Source organism: Nocardia suismassiliense, assembly GCF_900269665.1.
GTDB classification, from domain to species: Bacteria; Actinomycetota; Actinomycetes; order Mycobacteriales; family Mycobacteriaceae; genus Nocardia; species Nocardia suismassiliense.
Window position 1 is genome coordinate 8,300,421 of sequence record NZ_LT985361.1, and the last position, 16,124, is coordinate 8,316,544.

Annotated in this window: 18 protein-coding genes; 10 read left to right on the forward strand and 8 right to left on the reverse strand. The window is 66.7% G+C overall.

All coding sequences use genetic code 11. The features are described from left to right. Positions 1 to 95: 95 nt before the first annotated feature. On the forward strand, positions 96 to 281 hold the full coding sequence (locus DBO33_RS37170; protein WP_107659205.1) for a hypothetical protein: 186 nt from the start codon (positions 96 to 98) through the stop codon (positions 279 to 281). Between the two features lie 6 nt (positions 282 to 287). On the opposite strand, the gene DBO33_RS37175 is transcribed toward DBO33_RS37170, so the two are convergent. Next, complete coding sequence (locus DBO33_RS37175; protein ID WP_107659206.1) at positions 288 to 866, reverse strand: TIGR03086 family metal-binding protein; 579 nt, start codon at positions 864 to 866, stop codon at positions 288 to 290. 432 nt (positions 867 to 1,298) lie between these two features. On the opposite strand from DBO33_RS37175, the gene DBO33_RS37180 reads away from it, so the two are divergent. Further along, entirely contained in the window at positions 1,299 to 1,691 is a 393-nt protein-coding gene (locus tag DBO33_RS37180; protein ID WP_107660925.1) for a VOC family protein, read from the forward strand. Positions 1,692 to 1,701: 10 nt separating this feature from the next. On the opposite strand, the gene DBO33_RS37185 is transcribed toward DBO33_RS37180, so the two are convergent. Next, positions 1,702 to 2,001 carry a hypothetical protein gene (locus DBO33_RS37185; protein WP_159080707.1) on the reverse strand — a complete coding sequence of 100 codons (300 nt, stop codon included), beginning with the start codon at positions 1,999 to 2,001 and terminating at the stop codon, positions 1,702 to 1,704. A gap of 398 nt (positions 2,002 to 2,399) precedes the next feature. Between DBO33_RS37185 and rnc the strand changes: the two genes are divergently transcribed. Next, a complete protein-coding gene (rnc, locus tag DBO33_RS37190) occupies positions 2,400 to 3,131 on the forward strand; it encodes a ribonuclease III (protein WP_107659208.1) in 732 nt (243 codons plus the stop codon). Between the two features lie 69 nt (positions 3,132 to 3,200). Here rnc and DBO33_RS37195 read toward each other — a convergent pair whose 3' ends face one another. Together DBO33_RS37195 and mca are read right to left on the reverse strand one after the other, a co-directional pair. After that, a complete protein-coding gene (locus tag DBO33_RS37195) occupies positions 3,201 to 3,467 on the reverse strand; it encodes a hypothetical protein (RefSeq protein WP_107659209.1) in 267 nt (88 codons plus the stop codon). Beyond that, positions 3,467 to 4,333, reverse strand: coding sequence for a mycothiol conjugate amidase Mca (gene mca / locus DBO33_RS37200; protein ID WP_107659210.1), 867 nt, complete (start codon positions 4,331 to 4,333; stop codon positions 3,467 to 3,469). The genes DBO33_RS37195 and mca overlap by 1 nt, the downstream gene beginning before the upstream one ends. Positions 4,334 to 4,450: 117 nt before the next feature. On the opposite strand from mca, the gene DBO33_RS37205 reads away from it, so the two are divergent. Both DBO33_RS37205 and greA read left to right on the forward strand, forming a co-directional pair. After that, complete coding sequence (locus DBO33_RS37205; RefSeq protein WP_234391251.1) at positions 4,451 to 4,948, forward strand: DUF4307 domain-containing protein; 498 nt, start codon at positions 4,451 to 4,453, stop codon at positions 4,946 to 4,948. A 299-nt stretch (positions 4,949 to 5,247) separates the two neighbouring features. Beyond that, positions 5,248 to 5,742 carry a transcription elongation factor GreA gene (gene greA, locus DBO33_RS37210; RefSeq protein WP_040738717.1) on the forward strand — a complete coding sequence of 165 codons (495 nt, stop codon included), beginning with the start codon at positions 5,248 to 5,250 and terminating at the stop codon, positions 5,740 to 5,742. A 144-nt stretch (positions 5,743 to 5,886) separates the two neighbouring features. Here the strand turns inward: greA and DBO33_RS37215 are convergent, their stop codons facing one another. Further along, positions 5,887 to 7,032, reverse strand: a complete 1,146-nt coding sequence (locus tag DBO33_RS37215) for a cystathionine gamma-synthase (RefSeq protein ID WP_107659212.1) — start codon at positions 7,030 to 7,032, stop codon at positions 5,887 to 5,889. A 186-nt stretch (positions 7,033 to 7,218) separates the two neighbouring features. Here DBO33_RS37215 and DBO33_RS37220 point away from each other — a divergent pair, with 186 nt between their 5' ends. Both DBO33_RS37220 and DBO33_RS37225 read left to right on the forward strand, forming a co-directional pair. Then, a complete protein-coding gene (locus DBO33_RS37220) occupies positions 7,219 to 8,394 on the forward strand; it encodes an acyl-CoA dehydrogenase family protein (RefSeq protein ID WP_107659213.1) in 1,176 nt (391 codons plus the stop codon). 213 nt (positions 8,395 to 8,607) lie between these two features. Continuing rightward, positions 8,608 to 8,982: a DUF6401 family natural product biosynthesis protein gene (locus tag DBO33_RS37225; RefSeq protein ID WP_107659214.1), complete on the forward strand. Its 375-nt coding sequence runs from the start codon at positions 8,608 to 8,610 to the stop codon at positions 8,980 to 8,982. A gap of 79 nt (positions 8,983 to 9,061) precedes the next feature. On the opposite strand, the gene DBO33_RS37230 is transcribed toward DBO33_RS37225, so the two are convergent. Then, positions 9,062 to 9,937, reverse strand: coding sequence for a mechanosensitive ion channel family protein (locus DBO33_RS37230; RefSeq protein WP_107660926.1), 876 nt, complete (start codon positions 9,935 to 9,937; stop codon positions 9,062 to 9,064). A gap of 435 nt (positions 9,938 to 10,372) precedes the next feature. On the opposite strand from DBO33_RS37230, the gene DBO33_RS37235 reads away from it, so the two are divergent. Continuing rightward, complete coding sequence (locus DBO33_RS37235) at positions 10,373 to 10,831, forward strand: DUF4254 domain-containing protein (protein ID WP_107659215.1); 459 nt, start codon at positions 10,373 to 10,375, stop codon at positions 10,829 to 10,831. A 92-nt stretch (positions 10,832 to 10,923) separates the two neighbouring features. On the opposite strand, the gene DBO33_RS37240 is transcribed toward DBO33_RS37235, so the two are convergent. Beyond that, a complete protein-coding gene (locus DBO33_RS37240; protein WP_107659216.1) occupies positions 10,924 to 12,057 on the reverse strand; it encodes an AbrB family transcriptional regulator in 1,134 nt (377 codons plus the stop codon). A 357-nt stretch (positions 12,058 to 12,414) separates the two neighbouring features. Here DBO33_RS37240 and DBO33_RS37245 point away from each other — a divergent pair, with 357 nt between their 5' ends. Then, positions 12,415 to 13,803, forward strand: a complete 1,389-nt coding sequence (locus DBO33_RS37245) for a purine-cytosine permease family protein (RefSeq protein ID WP_107659217.1) — start codon at positions 12,415 to 12,417, stop codon at positions 13,801 to 13,803. Between the two features lie 29 nt (positions 13,804 to 13,832). After that, on the forward strand, positions 13,833 to 14,639 hold the full coding sequence (locus DBO33_RS37250) for a DUF72 domain-containing protein (RefSeq protein WP_107659218.1): 807 nt from the start codon (positions 13,833 to 13,835) through the stop codon (positions 14,637 to 14,639). 80 nt (positions 14,640 to 14,719) lie between these two features. On the opposite strand, the gene DBO33_RS37255 is transcribed toward DBO33_RS37250, so the two are convergent. Beyond that, the gene (locus tag DBO33_RS37255) at positions 14,720 to 16,111 is read right to left on the reverse strand and encodes a cystathionine beta-synthase (protein ID WP_107660927.1); all 1,392 of its coding nucleotides are present in this window, start codon (positions 16,109 to 16,111) and stop codon (positions 14,720 to 14,722) included. Between the last annotated feature and the right edge of the window lie 13 nt (positions 16,112 to 16,124).

Below are 16,124 nucleotides of genomic sequence, written 5' to 3' on the forward strand. Positions count from 1 at the left end.
CCCTATCCGGTTACGTCTCCGACGTATGCCGAAATGCGGTGAGCGCGCAGGAAATCGGACCGAATACCCGCCATGAAGGAAAGGACGGAATTGCCATGCGCATTTTCACCTTCGCACGTCCGAACGACGACGCAGCGCGGAATATCGGTGCGGCGACGTCCTCGGTGCATGCCGAGCAACACGCACTCCACCGCAACCACGCAGGCCGGCTCGACTACCAGCAGGCCGCAGCCCGCGAGCTGTTGCTGCTGGCGGCCTCGACCGTGGTGCGGATCCGCTAGCGCGGCCTACGGCGTCCGGGCCAGCACTTCCCGGCCGACATAGCCGAGCAGTCGACGATGCCCGGGCTCCCCGTCCGCGACGGGGATCTCGGCATCGAAGACACCGGGACCACGGAACTGGTCGATCCCACCCCGGCTCCGCATGGTGGCGAGAAGTTCGCCGCACAACTCGTCATCGGCCAGATCGGGCCTGCCGATGGCCACCGCGAGATCGACGCCGTGCACCACCAGTTCGGTGAGGTGCACCAGGGCCGCCGCCGAGGCAGGCAGCGCCCCCAGCGAACTGTGCACGGTGTTGTCCAGCGCGTCGGGCCGATGCCAGGCCGCGCGGTCCACCTCCGCCGCCGCCGCGTAGGCGCCCTGCGGATCGCCGCCGAGCCAATCGGATTCGTGATCGGCACCGGAATCCGTGCCGCTCAACGCGGCCGCGTAGACGTGCATGCCGCCCACCGTGTGGTTCAGCACGGTGCGCACATCCCACTCCCGGCAGGGCGTCGGCGCGGCCAAGGAGCTGTCGTCCAAGGCGGCGACGATCACGCTCGTCGCGTCGAGAGCACGGTCGATCTGTCCGATCACGTTGTCCATGAGCTTCCTTCGGTCGAGCGGTCTGGCTGAATTGGTAACACAGGCGGGCGACATACGGAGGCCGTTGCGAAAGCTGCTCGCGGCGAAATAGGTTGCCAGCAGTGTGCTTCTCGGTGGCCAGGCGATTAAGCGGATGCGCGATCCGAATACATCTCGGATACAGTCTGCAATGCGGCGCGAGCGCATGCAACGCTCGTCCCACAACGTTTGAAAACTGTTGCGCAGACACCCTAACGACCGTAGAGCGCGCTATGTAGTGGGCACCCAGATGACAATCACTGCCGATTTCCGCCCCGGTCGTACAGATTTCGGTAACCAGTTCAGGTGCGGTTCAAACCTGTTACTCCCGGTTGAAACAACTTGCCATGCATTGCCGGTTCGCATCACGCGATCAGCCGTCGTCAGGCACGCGCGGCCTACCATGTCGTGACCATGCGCATCGACCTCTGCACCCTCGTCGTCGCGGACTACGACCCGGCGATCGCCTTCTTCACCGAAGCACTCGGCTTCGACCTGATCGAGGACACCCCGTCCCGGACCAACGACGGGCGACCGAAACGCTGGGTCGTCGTCCGCCCGCCCGGCGCCCAGACAGGGCTGCTGCTCGCCCGCGCGGACGGCACGACGCAGGCCGACGTGGTCGGCAACCAGACCGCGGGCCGAGTCGGATTCTTTCTCCAGGTAGCCGATTTCGACGCGGCCTATCGCCACATGGCCTCGCACGGCGTCGAATTCGTCACCGCGCCACGGCAAGAGCCGTACGGCACGGTGGCGGTATTTCGCGATATCGCGGGCAATCGGTGGGACCTGCTGGGCCCCAACTGATCCGAAGCCGTCAGTCGACGTTCTGGCACTCCACGGCGATCTGGTGAAATCCGCACCCGTCTTTCTGATACGCGACGACGCACACCCTGCCGCGCCCGATGCCGTTGACGATCCAGCTCGGATCCGCCTCGGTCGGCGACGACGCGAGATCGCGGTCGATGCCCGGCCCCGCGAAGCTGAGAAATCCGACGAAGCCCTGCCCGATCGCCGAAACCTGGTAGCCGTCGGCGCCGCCGACCACGCACAGACCGACCGGCGATCCGGCCTGCTGGCCTGCGACACCCGCCTGCGCCGTGGTCATCGGTGCCATACCCATCGCACCGATCACTGCTTCGACGAGATCGGCGGTCGAGCCGGTGTGGTCGGCATTTATATTCCCCCACTTGATGTTTCGAGCACAGCTCGCGCTGCGCCACGCGACCGGACAGGTTGCTCCATCCTACGGCTCCAGCACGGCTGTGACCGTGGTCACAGCACCGGCGTTTCGGCCGTAGCATGGTGGGTTCGGACCACGCATTCGCGCTGCGCGCACGTGGGTAAACTCACGTTCGTGCAGCGCAATGCAGGTGTGCTACCAGGAAGGTCGAGCGTGCGATCGTTGAGGGCCCACCGCGGCGCCGGTGTCGTTGTCTCCCGCAGGTCCGTCGGCGACCTGCGCATCGCCCATGGGCGGCCCCGAATTTCGCGCGGCACCGCGCGGTGCTGCTTATGACCGACGAACCCGGTGCGTACCGCAGCGCGAACTCCGACGACCACACGGATCTGATTGCCGCGCTCGGTGTTCCACTCGACGACGAACTTCTGACCTTGGCATTGACGCACCGGTCGTACGCCTACGAGAACGGCGGCATGCCGACCAACGAACGACTGGAGTTCCTGGGCGATTCGGTCCTGGGGCTCAGCGTCACCGAATACCTCTATCTGCGGCATCCGCAACGCACCGAAGGTGACCTGGCCAAGATCCGATCCCGGGTGGTCAACATGCACGCGTGCGCCGAGGTCGCCCGCAGCCTCGGCCCCGGCGGTCTCGGACCGCACCTGCTGCTCGGCCGCGGCGAGGAACTGACCGGCGGCCGCGACAAGACCAGCATCCTGGCCGACGGCATGGAGTCGCTGCTCGGCGCGGTGCACCTGCAGCACGGCATCGGCGTCGCCCGCACCGTGGTGCTGCGGCTGTTCGACGATCTGCTGCAGCGCGCCGCCAAGATGGGCGCGGGCCTCGACTGGAAAACCAGCCTGCAGGAGTACACCGCCGAGCACAGCCTCGGCGTCCCCACCTACGAGATCACGTCCACCGGCCCGGATCACGACAAGGAATTCACCGCGACGGCAGTGGTCGGCGGCGTGGCCTACGGCAAAGGGGTGGGGCGCTCGAAAAAGGAAGCGGAGCAGAACGCCGCCGCTGCCGCTTACGCTGCCCTCGCGCCGGACAGCGAGTGACACTGGCGCGTCACATTGCCGAACCTGCGTAGACGCGCCTGAGACCTGCTGTACCGCAGCCGGTCCGAATCAGGTCTTCTCGGTCCGCCCGTCCGGCTCGGCCTCGTCGGGCCGGGTGGTGATGCCGCGCTCGGTCCCCTCGTCGGCCTCCTGGTCCGGCTCCGGGTGGTCCGGCTCGAAGGTCGCGGGCAGCTTCTTCAGGTGCTTGTTCATCGAACGAACCAGCAGCACCGTGCCCGCGAGCAGGATCAGAATGATGAAGAACCCGAGCGGGGAGGCCTTGCCGAACTCCGGCCCGGTCGGGGTGCCGGGGGTCTGGGCGAGCAGAACCAGCATCACCGCTGCTCGTCTTCGATGCCGGCGAACAGGTCGGTCTCCGGCAGCGCCGTCTTGACCCTGGTCTTGGCCAGCTCGAACTCCTCGGTCGGCCAGAGCCGCTGCTGCAGCTCGAGCGGGATGGCGAAGAACGCGCCGTTCGGGTCGATCTGGGTGGCGTGCGCGCGCAGGGCGTCGTCGCGCTGCGGGAAGTACTTGGCGCAGTCGATCTGGGTGGTGACCCTGGAGAACACGTCGCCGCGCTCCGGGACGTACTTGCGCATCCGGTCCAGCCACTCCTGCAGCGGGAACGGCTCACCCATCCGCTCGTACTCCTCGGCGAAGACTTCCATGCGCCGGGCGGTGAACCCGTGGTCGTAGTACAGCTTCAGCGGCGTCCACGGCTCGCCCGCGTCGGGGAACCGCGCCGGGTCGCCCGCCGCGTCGAACGCGGCGACCGATACCTCGTGGCAGCGGATGTGGTCCGGGTGCGGGTAGCCGCCCAGCTCGTCGTAGGTCGTCATCACGTGCGGCTTGAACTCGCGCACCACCCGGACCAGCGCCTCGGTGGACTCCTCCAGCGGCACCGTCGCGAAACTGCCCTCCGGCAGTGGCGGCAGCGGATCACCCTCCGGCAGACCGGAATCGACGAATCCGAGCCAGTGCTGGCGCACGCCGAGCGCACGCGCCGCGGCGGCCATCTCCTCGCGGCGGATCTCGTCGATCCGGTCGAGGACACCGGGGGTGTCCATCGCGGGGTTCAGGATGCTGCCACGTTCGCCACCGGTCAGCGTCACGATGAGGACGTCGTGTCCTTCGTCGGCATACCGGGCGGTCGTCGCGGCACCCTTACTGGATTCGTCGTCGGGGTGGGCATGCACCGCCATGAGGCGAAGGCCACTCACGTCTCGTTCACCATCGCTCTCGCTCGCGGGTGTCTGGTCTTCGTTCCCTATAGTTCCATTCGACCGACTTTTGTTCCGACGTACCCCCCGGGAGCGACCTTGAGCCAGCGCGATGAAACCTCGCCCGGTGCCGACGCGCCCGATGAATCCGCGGCCGCTGCTGAAGTCACGGTCCCGGCGACGCATAACAGGCCGACCGACCGGTACGGCACCAAACCGCCGGTCGACCGCCGCTGGCTGCCGGTCGCGCTCAGCCTGGCCGTGGTGTTGCTCGGCTGCGGCATCGCCTACATCGGCTACCAGAAGTACGGCCCCAAGGACATCGAGTCCGAACAACTGGGCTACGTCGTGGTCGACGACTCGACGATGGCGATCCGGATCAAGGTCACCCGCAAAGATCCCGCACAGCCCGTGGTGTGCTTCGTCCGGGCCATGGCGCGCGACAGTGTCGAGGTCGGCCGTCGAGAGGTCCTGATCGCCCCGTCTACCAGCGGCACGATCGAGCAGACCACCACGGTCAAGGCGTCCTCGCGACCGGCGTCGAGCAGTATCTACGGCTGCAGTGCCGAGGTGCCCAGCTATCTTCGAGCAGGGTGATTTGCCGCTTTTGCCGCAGCGGTTGTCCTCGAAATTAACTCCGACCTGCACGTTTGTGATTCATGCTAAAATGGCCTGATACACGGTTCCGGGGTTCGGAGCCGTGTTTGCTGCATTGGCGGCCAGCGCTATCTGTTCCGGGTTACGAGCTTTGTCCGGAACCGGGTCTGTCGGGGTTCGATGAACTTCCCAGGATCGCTCTAGCCGTCGACTGGTGCGTGCCCGCCCCACGGGTGGGTACTGCGGCAGTTATCAGGGAATCCCGGCCCGCCGGGAACAACTACTAGGGAGTGATCGAGATGACTGAGACGCAAGTGACTTGGCTGACCCCGGAGTCGCACGACAGGCTCAAGGGCGAACTCGATGCGCTCATCGCCAATCGTCCCGTTATCGCTGCCGAGATCAACGAACGCCGTGAAGAGGGCGACCTCAAGGAGAACGGCGGATACCACGCCGCGCGCGAGGAGCAGGGTCAGCAGGAGGCGCGTATTCGCCAGCTGCAGGAGCTGCTGAACAACGCCAAGGTCGGCGTCGCGCCCACCAAGTCCGGCGTCGCACTGCCCGGCTCGGTCGTCAAGGTCTACTACGACGGCGACGAGTCCGACACCGAGACCTTCCTCATCGCCACCCGCGAAGAGGGCCTGAACGACTCCAAGCTGGAGACCTACTCGCCGGCCTCCCCGCTCGGCGGCGCGCTGATCGACGCGAAGGTCGGCGACACGCGCGAGTACACCCTGCCCAACGGCAAGACCATGAAGGTCACCCTGGTCAGCGCGGAGCCGTACCACAGCTGACGCGTTCGGCCGTCGCGCTGCGTGCCTTCCCGGACGCAGCGGCGCGCAGCTCGGCAGCGCACGCCACGGCCGAGTTCTTCCCCTGAGACACGAACGGCCGCACCCGGATTCCAGGTGCGGCCGTTTCGTCATGTCCGTGGGTTCCTAGCCGCCGAGCGCCTGCTCGATATCGGCCAGCAGGTCGGCGGCGTCCTCGATGCCGACCGACAGCCGCACCAGATCCGCGGGCACCTCCAGCACGGAGCCTTCGGTGGACGCGTGCGTCATCGCGGCCGGGTGCTCGATCAGTGACTCCACCCCGCCGAGCGACTCGGCCAGCGTGAACACCTTGGTGCGCGAGCAGAAGTCGCGGGCCGCGTCCGGACCGCCGTGCAACCGCACCGAGATCATGCCGCCGAACCGGCGCATCTGCTTGGCGGCGACCGCGTGGCCGGGGTGCTCCGGCAGGCCGGGGTAGATCACCTGGGAGATCGCCGGATGCCGGGACAGGAACTCGGCGAGCGTCTCCGCGTTGTCGCAGTGCCGGTCCATCCGCACGGCCAGGGTCTTGGTGCCGCGCAGGGTGAGGAAGGCGTCGAACGGGCCGGGCACCGCGCCCGCGCCGTTCTGCAGGAAGGCGAACGCCGCGTCGAGTTCGGGGTCGTTGGTGATCAACGCGCCGCCGACCACATCGGAGTGACCGCCGAGGTACTTGGTGGTCGAGTGGGTGACGATGTCGGCGCCGAGCAGCAGCGGCTGCTGCAGGTACGGGGTGGCGAAGGTGTTGTCCACCACCAGTTTCGCGCCCGCGCCGTGCGCGATATCGGCCAGCGCCGGGATGTCACCGATACTGAGCAGCGGGTTGGTCGGGGTCTCGACCCACACCAGCTTGGTGTTCGGTCGGATCGCCGCGCGCATCTCGTCTACGTCGAAGACGTGTGCGGGCGAGTGCTCGATGCCCCACTGGCTGAACACCTTGTCGATCAGCCGGAAGGTGCCGCCGTACGCGTCGTCCGGGATGACGATGTGGTCACCGGGGCGCAGCGTGGCGCGAATGGCACAGTCCGTGGCGGCCATGCCGGAGGCGAATGCCCTGCCGTAGGTACCGGATTCGAGCGCGGCGAGGTTGGCTTCCAGCGCGGACCTGGTCGGGTTGCCGGTGCGGGCGTACTCGAAACCGCCGCGCAGGCCGCCGACGCCGTCCTGGGCGAACGTCGAACTCGCGTAGATGGGCACGTTCACCGCGCCGGTCTGCGGGTCGGGATCGAATCCTGCGTGCACGGCCCGTGTGGAGAACCCCAGCTCACTCATAATGGCCAGCCTAATCAGGGGCGATTTCTGGGCAACCCCCTGGTGCTCCACAGTTGACGCGTGTCCGGCATTCGTCCGATGAATCCGATCTAGTTCCGCAGCTGAGCCCGTTGCACCGAAAATTTTCCGAGAAGCACCTGCGGTGACCATGATCTCACCGGCACCTTCCCCATTTAGGCTTAGCGCATGGTGACTGTGGAAGAACTGTTCGCGATCGACTCCCTGCTGTCCGACGAGGAGCGCGAGATCCGCGATGCCGTCGCGACCTTCGCGAATCAACGCCTGCGACCGCACATCGCGGATTGGTTCGAGGAAGGCACCTTCCCGGCCCGCGAGATCGCACCGCAGCTGGGCGAGGTCGGGCTGCTCGGCATGCATCTAGAGGGCTACGGCTGCGCGGGCATGTCGGCCACGATGTACGGGCTGGCCTGCCAGGAACTGGAGGCGGTCGATTCCGGCGTGCGCAGCATGGTGTCGGTGCAGGGCTCGCTGGCGATGACCGCGATCCACAAGTACGGCTCGGAGGAGCAGAAGCAGCAGTGGCTGCCGGAGATGGCGGCGGGCCGCGCGCTCGGCTGTTTCGGGCTCACCGAACCCGATTTCGGGTCCAACCCGGGCGGCATGCGGACCAGGGCCAAGCGCGACGGCACCGACTGGGTGCTCAACGGCTCGAAGATGTGGATCACCAACGGCTCGGTGGCCGATATCGCGGTGGTGTGGGCGCAGACCGAGGACGAGGGCAAGCAGGTGATCCGCGGCTTCCTGGTGCCGGCCGGGACGCCGGGCTTCAGTGCGCGCGAGATGCACCGCAAGCTGTCGCTGCGCGCCTCGGTGACCGCCGAACTGGACTTCGACGATGTTCGGCTGCCCGCCGACGCCGTGCTGCCCGAGTCGCGCGGACTCGCCTCGCCGCTGGCCTGTCTGAGCGAGGCGCGGTTCGGAATCATCTTCGGCGCGCTCGGCGCGGCCCGCGACTGCCTGGCCGCGACCATCGATTACGCGCGCACCCGCGAGGTTTTCGACAAGCCGCTGGCCGCGTATCAGCTGACGCAGGCGAAGCTGGCGAACATGGCCCTGGAATTCGGCAAGGGTCAGCTGCTCGCCGTGCACCTCGGCCGGTTGAAGGACCGTGGCGTGGTGACACCGGAGCAGGTGAGCGCCGGGAAGCTGAACAGCACCAGGGAGGCCATCGCGATCGCCCGCGAGTGCCGCACCATTCTGGGCGCGAACGGCATCACGCTGGACTATCCGGTGCTGCGCCACGCGAACAACCTGGAGTCGGTGCTCACCTACGAGGGCACGGCGGAGGTGCATCAGCTCGTGCTCGGGCGGGCGCTGACCGACGCCAACGCCTTCCGGTGACGCCGTCCATGGATTGAACGCAACGCTCGGCCACCGTGCGTTCGGCCGCACCGAATTCGTACCGGTCGGTCGCGTTTATGAATGGTCGCGGCGAACCGGTTCTGCCCCAATGATTTTCGTGCGGACAATTTGCTGGAACGCACTTTTCCGGCAAAACCGACTGGGTGAAGCGTCACAGTTCTATAAAGACTCGCCGGTTGCTAGCATAGGAACATGTTTCTGCTAGGCCCCGCGTTGCTCGAAGTGTCGGCGCGCAAGATTTTGAACCGCCTGCACAAGACGCACGGGGTACCGGCGCTTGCCGCGGCCGCGGAGCTGCCCGCGCTGTCGGCGGCGCTGGATCAGCACGCCGCCGCGGTGCGCGACATCCTCACGCTCGGTGTCGAGGAATCCGCGCGCATTCCGGTGAGTGTGCTGCTCGCCGGCTACGCACGCGGACTGCTCGATCACGTGCGCGAGGTCGCGGCCGATCGCGGTGCGCCGATGACCGGCGCGGTACCGGACGATCTCGGCAGCTGGGCGAACGCCGACTGGGTGCAGTTGCGCCTGGCGAGCGTGTGCCTGCACCCGTCTCTGCAGCCCGCCTGACGGGCAATAGAACAAACGCGTCCGCCGGAGGCCGAGAGCCCACGGCGGACGCGTTCGTCATTCGAACCGAGCAGGGTGCCTAGCGCCGGTCGCCCGGATCGCGGTACCCCATGTACTCACCGGACTGCTCGTACGAGCCGCCACCACCCTGCATCGCACCCTGATCCCACTGCTGTTGCTGCGCATGCTGACCACGGGTGGCCTGCTGATCCATCCACAGCTGCTCCCGCGAGGCATCCTCGCGACCACGCGAGTAGGCCTCGGCGTGCCCCTTGACCGCGGGCATCTCCTCTTCCAGCCCGCTCAGCCAGTTCTCCCAGCGCTGCTGCATCGGGCGAACCATACCGCCGCCAACGCCGACCACCAGGATGCCGCCGATGGTGGCCAGCACGGTGATCAGGATCGGCATGGTGACCGACATGGCCACCCCGATCTGGTTCAGCGCGGCGACGATGCCGACGCCCCAGATGAACACCGCGGCGATCCGGCCGATCATCGCGCCGTAGGACAGCCCGCCGAGCATGTTGCCGACCAGGTCACGCACCGCGGAGGCGATGGCGCCCGCGATAACCACGATGATGATCGCGACTGCGGCCTTCGGCAGCCAGGAGACGATGCCGTCGAGCAGATCGCTCACCGGATTCGGACCGAAGACGCCGAAGCCGAGCTGCAGCGCGATCAGCAGGATCGCGTAGTAGGCCAGCTTCGCCAGCAGATCGGAGGCGTCGTAGCGGCTGCGCGACATCATCTGCTTGAGCCCGCCACGCTCGACCAGGCGATCGAAGCCGAGCCGGTCGAGCACCTTGTCCACGATCGTCGATACGACCTTCGCGACGATCCAGCCGATGAGCAAGATGACGATGAATCCGGCCAGCTTGGGGACGAACGTGGCCACCGAACTCCACGCGTCCGAGAACCCCTTCTGGAAATCGATAGCCAAACTGGAGGTGTACATGCCCATCCCTTCGCTATCCGATTACGCCATGGCGTTTGCCGAGGCTGCTTCAATGCCGGTTATACCCCTGCTGCATAACTCGAACCATTCGTTTGCAGATAATTTGCCACATTGAGTCATTCGGCGCGACTACTCGCACCGCGGCACGCGGACCCGTACTGTCCATGGTCGAAGGCTCCGAACTGGTCGGTCTTCCTCACAATGCGGCCGTACGCGATGCGGAGAAGATTGTTACGACCTGTCATCGCTGTGCCATCTGAATGTCACCGACACGCCGAGGTGGGTGGCGCACGCTTATCCCGGATCCGGCATCAGGGCAATGCCTCCCGCCTGACGTCACCCGGAGGAGCACGATGAACACACAGACCGCCGACCCCATCGGCCGATGGCCGGTCGATCGCGCCGCGATGCGCCACCGCCCGCCGGGAGCCCGCGATGTTCGTGCGTGATCACGCCCTCCCCGGTCTGGGCGGCACCGCTCGGTCACTGCCGGATCAGCGGGAGCTGGTCGCCGCCTTCGCCAGTAGCCAGGGCGATCCGAACACCGACCACCCCTTGATCGGCTGGGCCCGCACGTTGGCCACCCTGCACCGGCAGCGCCACGGCAATCCGCTCGCGGCCGCGGGAATCGACTGCCGCCGAGTCGAATTGGTCGCCGCCATCGATAAGTGGGTGGCCACTCAGGTGCCCCGCCGCGGGTGCACCGAGCACCTGCGCACCGGATCCCTCGGCGCCACCGTCGATCGCATGGCCGCGGCGCACGCGCACGCCAGCCATCTGCTGCACACCGCCGAGAAGGTGTCCGACGATCGGGTGCACGCGGCGTGGTATCGCCTGGCCTCGCTGGCCGACGAATGGACCGATCTCATCGTCGGCGCGGTACGGAAGGCGTAGTGGCGCACGGGAACCCGGCCTGAATGGACAGTTGTCGCCGCACCGCGCCGAAAACCGCGGTATAGCGCGCGAAAGTGTCCGCGCAGGCCGGGTCAGACCGCTAGCTTGGGTTCCGGCATCGCCATCTGCCGTGCCGAAAACCATCGCATCGCCTTCGCCAGCAGCGGCAGCATCAACACCATGAGCAGCAATCGCATGCTCTGCACACAGGTGATCAACGGCAGGTTGGCATCCATCGACTCGGCGGTGGCCAGCACGGCGTTGATGCCGCCCGGCGTGGTGGCCAGGTAGATGTCGGACAGCTGGAGGTCGACGAAGGTGGCGACGGTGAAGGCGAGGCCCGCGACGATGGCGGACAGCGCGACAATGGTGACCGTCATACCGGGGATCATCCGGGCCATCTCGCGCACGACCGGCTTGGTGAAGCGAGTGCCGACCTCGAAACCGATGAGCACGAACAACAGATCCTTGAACAGATTCGTCGGCGCGTACCCGTGGCTGACGCCCAGCGCGGTGAGCACCGCGGTCATCAGCATCGGCCCGATCAGCGCGGGGCTCGGCAGGTTGAGCCGTTTGCCCACTTTGGTGCCGAGCACGCACAGCATCACCGCGATGGACAACCCGGCCACCTGATCGCCGCGCCCGACGATCATCCAGTACGGCAGATCAGGATTGGTGACCGCGGCGCCGAGCGTCGCATGCTCGGTGACCAGACCCTCGCCGCTGTTGTTCAGCAGCGCGCCGAGCGCGGGCGCACTCACCGCGACCAGCGCGACCCGCAGGTACTGCATGAACGCAACCTGCCGCGGATCGGCGTCCATATCGTCGGCCACCGCGACCACGGCCGCAGAACCGCCGGCCAGTAATCCGAGCGTCGCCGTCGGCAACTCGACATGGGCGAAGCGCGCGAACACGACCGCGACCAGCAGGCTGATCAGCAGCGTCGCCACCGTGACGGCCAGCACCGGCACCAGCGCCATCCCGATACTCGACAACAGCGAGATCTCCAGGTAGCTGCCCATCAGCACCCCGAGCATGGACTGCACACCGCACGAGAGCTGCCGCGGCATCGGGGCGGGCAACTTCCCGGCCAACGCCAGCGCCCCACCGACGACGATCGCTAGAATCATTTGCGGCGCCGGAAAATGCACGCGATCGAGTAACGTCGCCCCGGCAAGCACCGAGGCCAGCAGAGCTACCCATCCGATCACTTGCCTGCGCGTCATACCTAGTAATCCTCGCGGCGACTAGTGAACAGACCGTTACATCTCCGTTATCAGGGTTAACAGCTGGTGTGATCCTGAACGCACAACGCCAATTCCCTGCTCAGAGCGGAAATTAGCGCGCCTGCATCCCTTTTCGTACTACCCCATGAAAAGACGGATAACCACTCGAGCGAACTCGAAGCTCACGGCCGCCCGAGCGCGCAGCCCCGTGACCGCCGAGCTGCCACGTGTACTATTCGCCCGAACCACCCCACCGCGGGAGCTCGGGCACGGCCGGGCTGAGAGGGCGGACCCCAGCGCTTCGCCGACCGCATGAACCTGTCCGGGTAATGCCGGCGTAGGAAGAGCGTTACGGGCATGTCTGCATCGACCCTGCACAACTCCGAACGGCACGAGGCCCCCTTCACCCTCGAGGAGCCCGCCCCGAAGGTGCTGTCCTTCTGGGACCAGAGCGCATTCTGGGCAAATCTGGGTGTCAGCCTCATCGCCTTCTCCGGCGCGTACACCGTGCTGGCACCGAATTCCGATGGCGTACCGCAGATCTCCATTTCTGCGGGCATCCTCGCGATGATCGTCGGCACCGTCGTCGGCGGGCTGATGCTCGGGCTGGCCGCCGTGCCGGGCGCCAAGGCCGGCAAGCCCGCGATGGTGCTGCTGCGCGGTCTGTTCGGCGCGAAACTCAGTTACCTGCCCACCGTGTTGAACATCGCCCAGCTGATCGGCTGGGGCACTTTCGAATTGATCGTCATCGGTGACGCGGCCGACGAGCTGTTCGGCGGCGGCCCACACTGGCTCTATGTGGTGGCCGCGGGCGTGCTGACCACGGCGCTGACCATCTGGCCGCTCGGTTCGGTGCGGCTGCTGCGCCGGTTCGTCACGATCGGCGTGGTGATCGCGCTGGTCTGGTTCTATATCCAGTTCTTCCGCACCGGATTGCCTGACCTGTCGGCCAATCCGGGTCCGCACGGCAGCGGCCCGTTCGGCGCCGACTGGAACCTCTTCTGGATCGCCACCGACGCCGCGCTCGCGGTGTCCATCTCCTGGATGCCGGTCGCGGCCGACTACACCCGGCACTCGCGCAGCACCGGCACGGCGTTCGGCGCGGCCAGCGGGGCCTATGCGATCACCCAGATCGTCGCTTACACCCTCGGGTTGTTCGCGCTGGCCCGGGCGACCGGCGACGGCCAGTACTCGCCGTTTCTCCAGGTGAGTCTCGGTGGGCTGTTCTTCTTCGTGTTCGTCTTGCGCGAGGCCGATCAGTCCTTCGCCAACGTGTATTCCACCGCGCTTTCGATCCAGAATCTCGCGCCGCGTATCGACCGGCGGATCCTGTCGATCGGTCTGGGCGCGTTGATCACGCTGCTCGCGCTGCAGCTGAACATGGCGAACTACTTCGCCTTCCTCGGCCTGATCGGTTCGGTGTTCGTGCCGCTGCTCGGGGTGCTGGTCGCCGACTTCTTCCTGCGCGCGAAAGGCGAGTGGAACACCGCCACCGATGCCCCGCCACGCTGGGGAATGATCGCCGCCTGGCTGGCCGGGCTCTCGGTCTATCAGCTCATCAACCCGGGCGATGCCGGGGTGTGGACGGACTTCTGGGTGCATGTGCAGGAGCAGCTGCACTTCACCAAGCAGGCGTGGATGAGCGCGTCGCTGCTGTCGTTCCTGGCCGCGATGCTGGTCGCGTGGGTTGTCGGCCGGGTCGCGACGCTGCGGAACGAGCGGGCCGCGGTCGGCAAATCCGGCTAGCCGGTGGCCTCGGCTGCCACGATGGAGTCATGGGTGAGATCCGGATCGGCACCTCGGGCTGGGTGTATCCGCCGTGGCGTGGCGTCTTTTATCCGAAGGGCGTCACGCAGAAGCGCGAGCTCGCGTACCTGTCCGAGCAGCTGAACAGCGTCGAGATCAACGGCTCCTTCTACGCGCTGCAGCGTCCGTCGAGTTATCAGAACTGGTCGAGCCAGACGCCGGACGACTTCGTATTCGCGGTGAAGGGCAGCAGATTCATCACGCACATGAAGCGCCTGCGCGACGGTGACGAGCTGCTGGCGAATTTTCTCGCCTCCGGGCTGCTGGCGCTCGGCCCGAAACTCGGCCCCATCCTCTGGCAGCTGCCGCCGAACTTCCAGTTCGATCCGGAGCTGCTCGGCACCTTCTTCACCCACCTCCCGCGCAGCACCACGCACGCCGTCGAGATCGCGAAACGGCACGACCATCGGGTGGATCCGGCGTTCACCACCACCGACGCCGACCGGCCGCTGCGGCACGCGCTGGAGATCCGGCACCCCAGCTTCGTCACGCCGGAGTTCACCGAGCTGCTGACCAAGCACCAGATCGCACTCGTAATCGCCGACGCCGCAGGCAAATACCCGCTGATGGAGGAGGTCACCGCCGATTTCGTCTACATCCGGCTGCACGGTCACGATGAGCTCTACGTCAGCGGATACACCGATGAGGGCCTGGACATGTGGGCCGCCAAGATCCGCACCTGGTCCGCCGCCCACGACGTCTACTGCTATTTCGACAACGACGCCAAAGTCATGGCGCCCCGCGACGCGCTAGCCCTGCGCGCCCGCCTCGAATAAACGCACCTGCCTTGACTTCCCGCACACGGAATCGCAGGCGATTCGATGTGCGGGAACGCAAAAGGATGCGCGAAACCCAATCAGTGGCCAAGGGTTCCGATGCTGAGGAAGCCCAACAGGTCGTGGCGGGTGATGACACCGACGGGCTTGCCCTCTTCGACCACCATCAGCGCGTCGGTATCCGACAACGCCTTGGTCGCCGCCGAGATCGGCTCGCCAGCACCGATCAGCGGGAACGACGGGCTCATGTGCTTGCCGACCGAATCCGTCAGGTGCGCACGGCCTTCGAACACCGCGGAGAGCAGATCGCGCTCGGAGACGCTGCCCGCGACCTCGCCCGCCATCACCGGCGGCTCGGCGCCGACCACCGGCATCTGCGATACCCCGTACTCGCGCAGGATCTCGATGGCGTCGCGCAGGGTTTCCGACGGGTGGGTGTGCACCAGGTCGGGCAGTTCGCCGGACTTGCCGCGCAACACGTCGCCGACCAGCGGTTCGACCGTGCTGCCGTCGAGGCGCTCGCGCAGGAAGCCGTAGGAGCTCATCCACTGGTCGTTGAAGATCTTCGACAGGTAACCGCGGCCGCCGTCGGGCAGCAGCACCACCACGACCGCGTCCGGCTCACGCTTGGCGACCTCGATGGCCGCGACCACGGCCATGCCGCACGAGCCGCCGACCAGCAGGCCTTCCTCGCGGGCGAGGCGCCGGGTCATGTCGAAGGAGTCCGCGTCCGAGACCGCGATGATCTCGTCCGGGATCGCCGGGTCGTAGGCGGAGGGCCAGAAGTCTTCGCCGACGCCCTCGACCAGGTACGGCCGTCCGGTGCCGCCGGAGTACACCGAGCCCTCCGGATCGGCGCCGATGATCTTGACCTGACCGCCGGACACCTCCTTGAGGTAGCGGCCGACGCCGGTGATGGTGCCGCCGGTGCCGACACCGGCGACGAAGTGGGTGACCTTGCCGTCGGTGTCGCGCCAGATCTCCGGACCGGTGGTCTCGTAGTGGCTGTCCGGGCCGCCCGGGTTGGAGTACTGGTCCGGCTTCCAGGCTCCGTCGATCTCGCCGACCAGGCGGTTGGAGACGCTGTAGTAGCTGGCCGGGTCCTCCGGCGCGACGGCGGTCGGGCACACGACGACGTCGGCGCCGTAGGCGCGCAATACGTTGCGCTTGTCCTCGCTCACCTTGTCCGGGCAGACGAAGACACAGTGGTAGCCGCGCTGCTGGGCGACCAGTGCCAGGCCGACACCGGTGTTGCCGGAGGTGGGTTCGACGATGGTGCCACCGGGCTTCAGCGCCCCGGACTGCTCGGCCGCGTCGATCATCTTGACCGCGATCCGATCCTTGGAGCTACCACCCGGATTCAGGTATTCGATCTTGGCCGCCACCAGTCCGGCGTTCGGGCCTACAACAGAGTTCAACCGGACCAGCGGCGTATTGCCGATGAGGTCCACTACATGGTCGGCGATGCGCATGCGACCCATAGTT

Excerpts from the sequence above, each read along its gene's own strand:
- DBO33_RS37225 (WP_107659214.1), top strand. The coding sequence starts at position 8,608 with ATGTTTCTGCTAGGCCCCGCGTTGCTCGAAGTGTCGGCGCGCAAGATT.
- DBO33_RS37245 (WP_107659217.1), top strand. The coding sequence starts at position 12,415 with ATGTCTGCATCGACCCTGCACAACTCCGAACGGCACGAGGCCCCCTTC.
- greA (WP_040738717.1), top strand. The coding sequence starts at position 5,248 with ATGACTGAGACGCAAGTGACTTGGCTGACCCCGGAGTCGCACGACAGG.
- DBO33_RS37250 (WP_107659218.1), top strand. The coding sequence starts at position 13,833 with ATGGGTGAGATCCGGATCGGCACCTCGGGCTGGGTGTATCCGCCGTGG.
- DBO33_RS37185 (WP_159080707.1), bottom strand. The coding sequence starts at position 2,001 with ATGGCACCGATGACCACGGCGCAGGCGGGTGTCGCAGGCCAGCAGGCC.
- DBO33_RS37170 (WP_107659205.1), top strand. The coding sequence starts at position 96 with ATGCGCATTTTCACCTTCGCACGTCCGAACGACGACGCAGCGCGGAAT.
- DBO33_RS37235 (WP_107659215.1), top strand. The coding sequence starts at position 10,373 with ATGTTCGTGCGTGATCACGCCCTCCCCGGTCTGGGCGGCACCGCTCGG.
- DBO33_RS37215 (WP_107659212.1), bottom strand. The coding sequence starts at position 7,032 with ATGAGTGAGCTGGGGTTCTCCACACGGGCCGTGCACGCAGGATTCGAT.
- DBO33_RS37255 (WP_107660927.1), bottom strand. The coding sequence starts at position 16,111 with ATGCGCATCGCCGACCATGTAGTGGACCTCATCGGCAATACGCCGCTG.
- DBO33_RS37240 (WP_107659216.1), bottom strand. The coding sequence starts at position 12,057 with ATGACGCGCAGGCAAGTGATCGGATGGGTAGCTCTGCTGGCCTCGGTG.
- DBO33_RS37180 (WP_107660925.1), top strand. The coding sequence starts at position 1,299 with ATGCGCATCGACCTCTGCACCCTCGTCGTCGCGGACTACGACCCGGCG.
- DBO33_RS37175 (WP_107659206.1), bottom strand. The coding sequence starts at position 866 with ATGGACAACGTGATCGGACAGATCGACCGTGCTCTCGACGCGACGAGC.
- DBO33_RS37220 (WP_107659213.1), top strand. The coding sequence starts at position 7,219 with ATGGTGACTGTGGAAGAACTGTTCGCGATCGACTCCCTGCTGTCCGAC.
- rnc (WP_107659208.1), top strand. The coding sequence starts at position 2,400 with ATGACCGACGAACCCGGTGCGTACCGCAGCGCGAACTCCGACGACCAC.
- DBO33_RS37230 (WP_107660926.1), bottom strand. The coding sequence starts at position 9,937 with ATGTACACCTCCAGTTTGGCTATCGATTTCCAGAAGGGGTTCTCGGAC.
- mca (WP_107659210.1), bottom strand. The coding sequence starts at position 4,333 with ATGGCGGTGCATGCCCACCCCGACGACGAATCCAGTAAGGGTGCCGCG.
- DBO33_RS37195 (WP_107659209.1), bottom strand. The coding sequence starts at position 3,467 with ATGCTGGTTCTGCTCGCCCAGACCCCCGGCACCCCGACCGGGCCGGAG.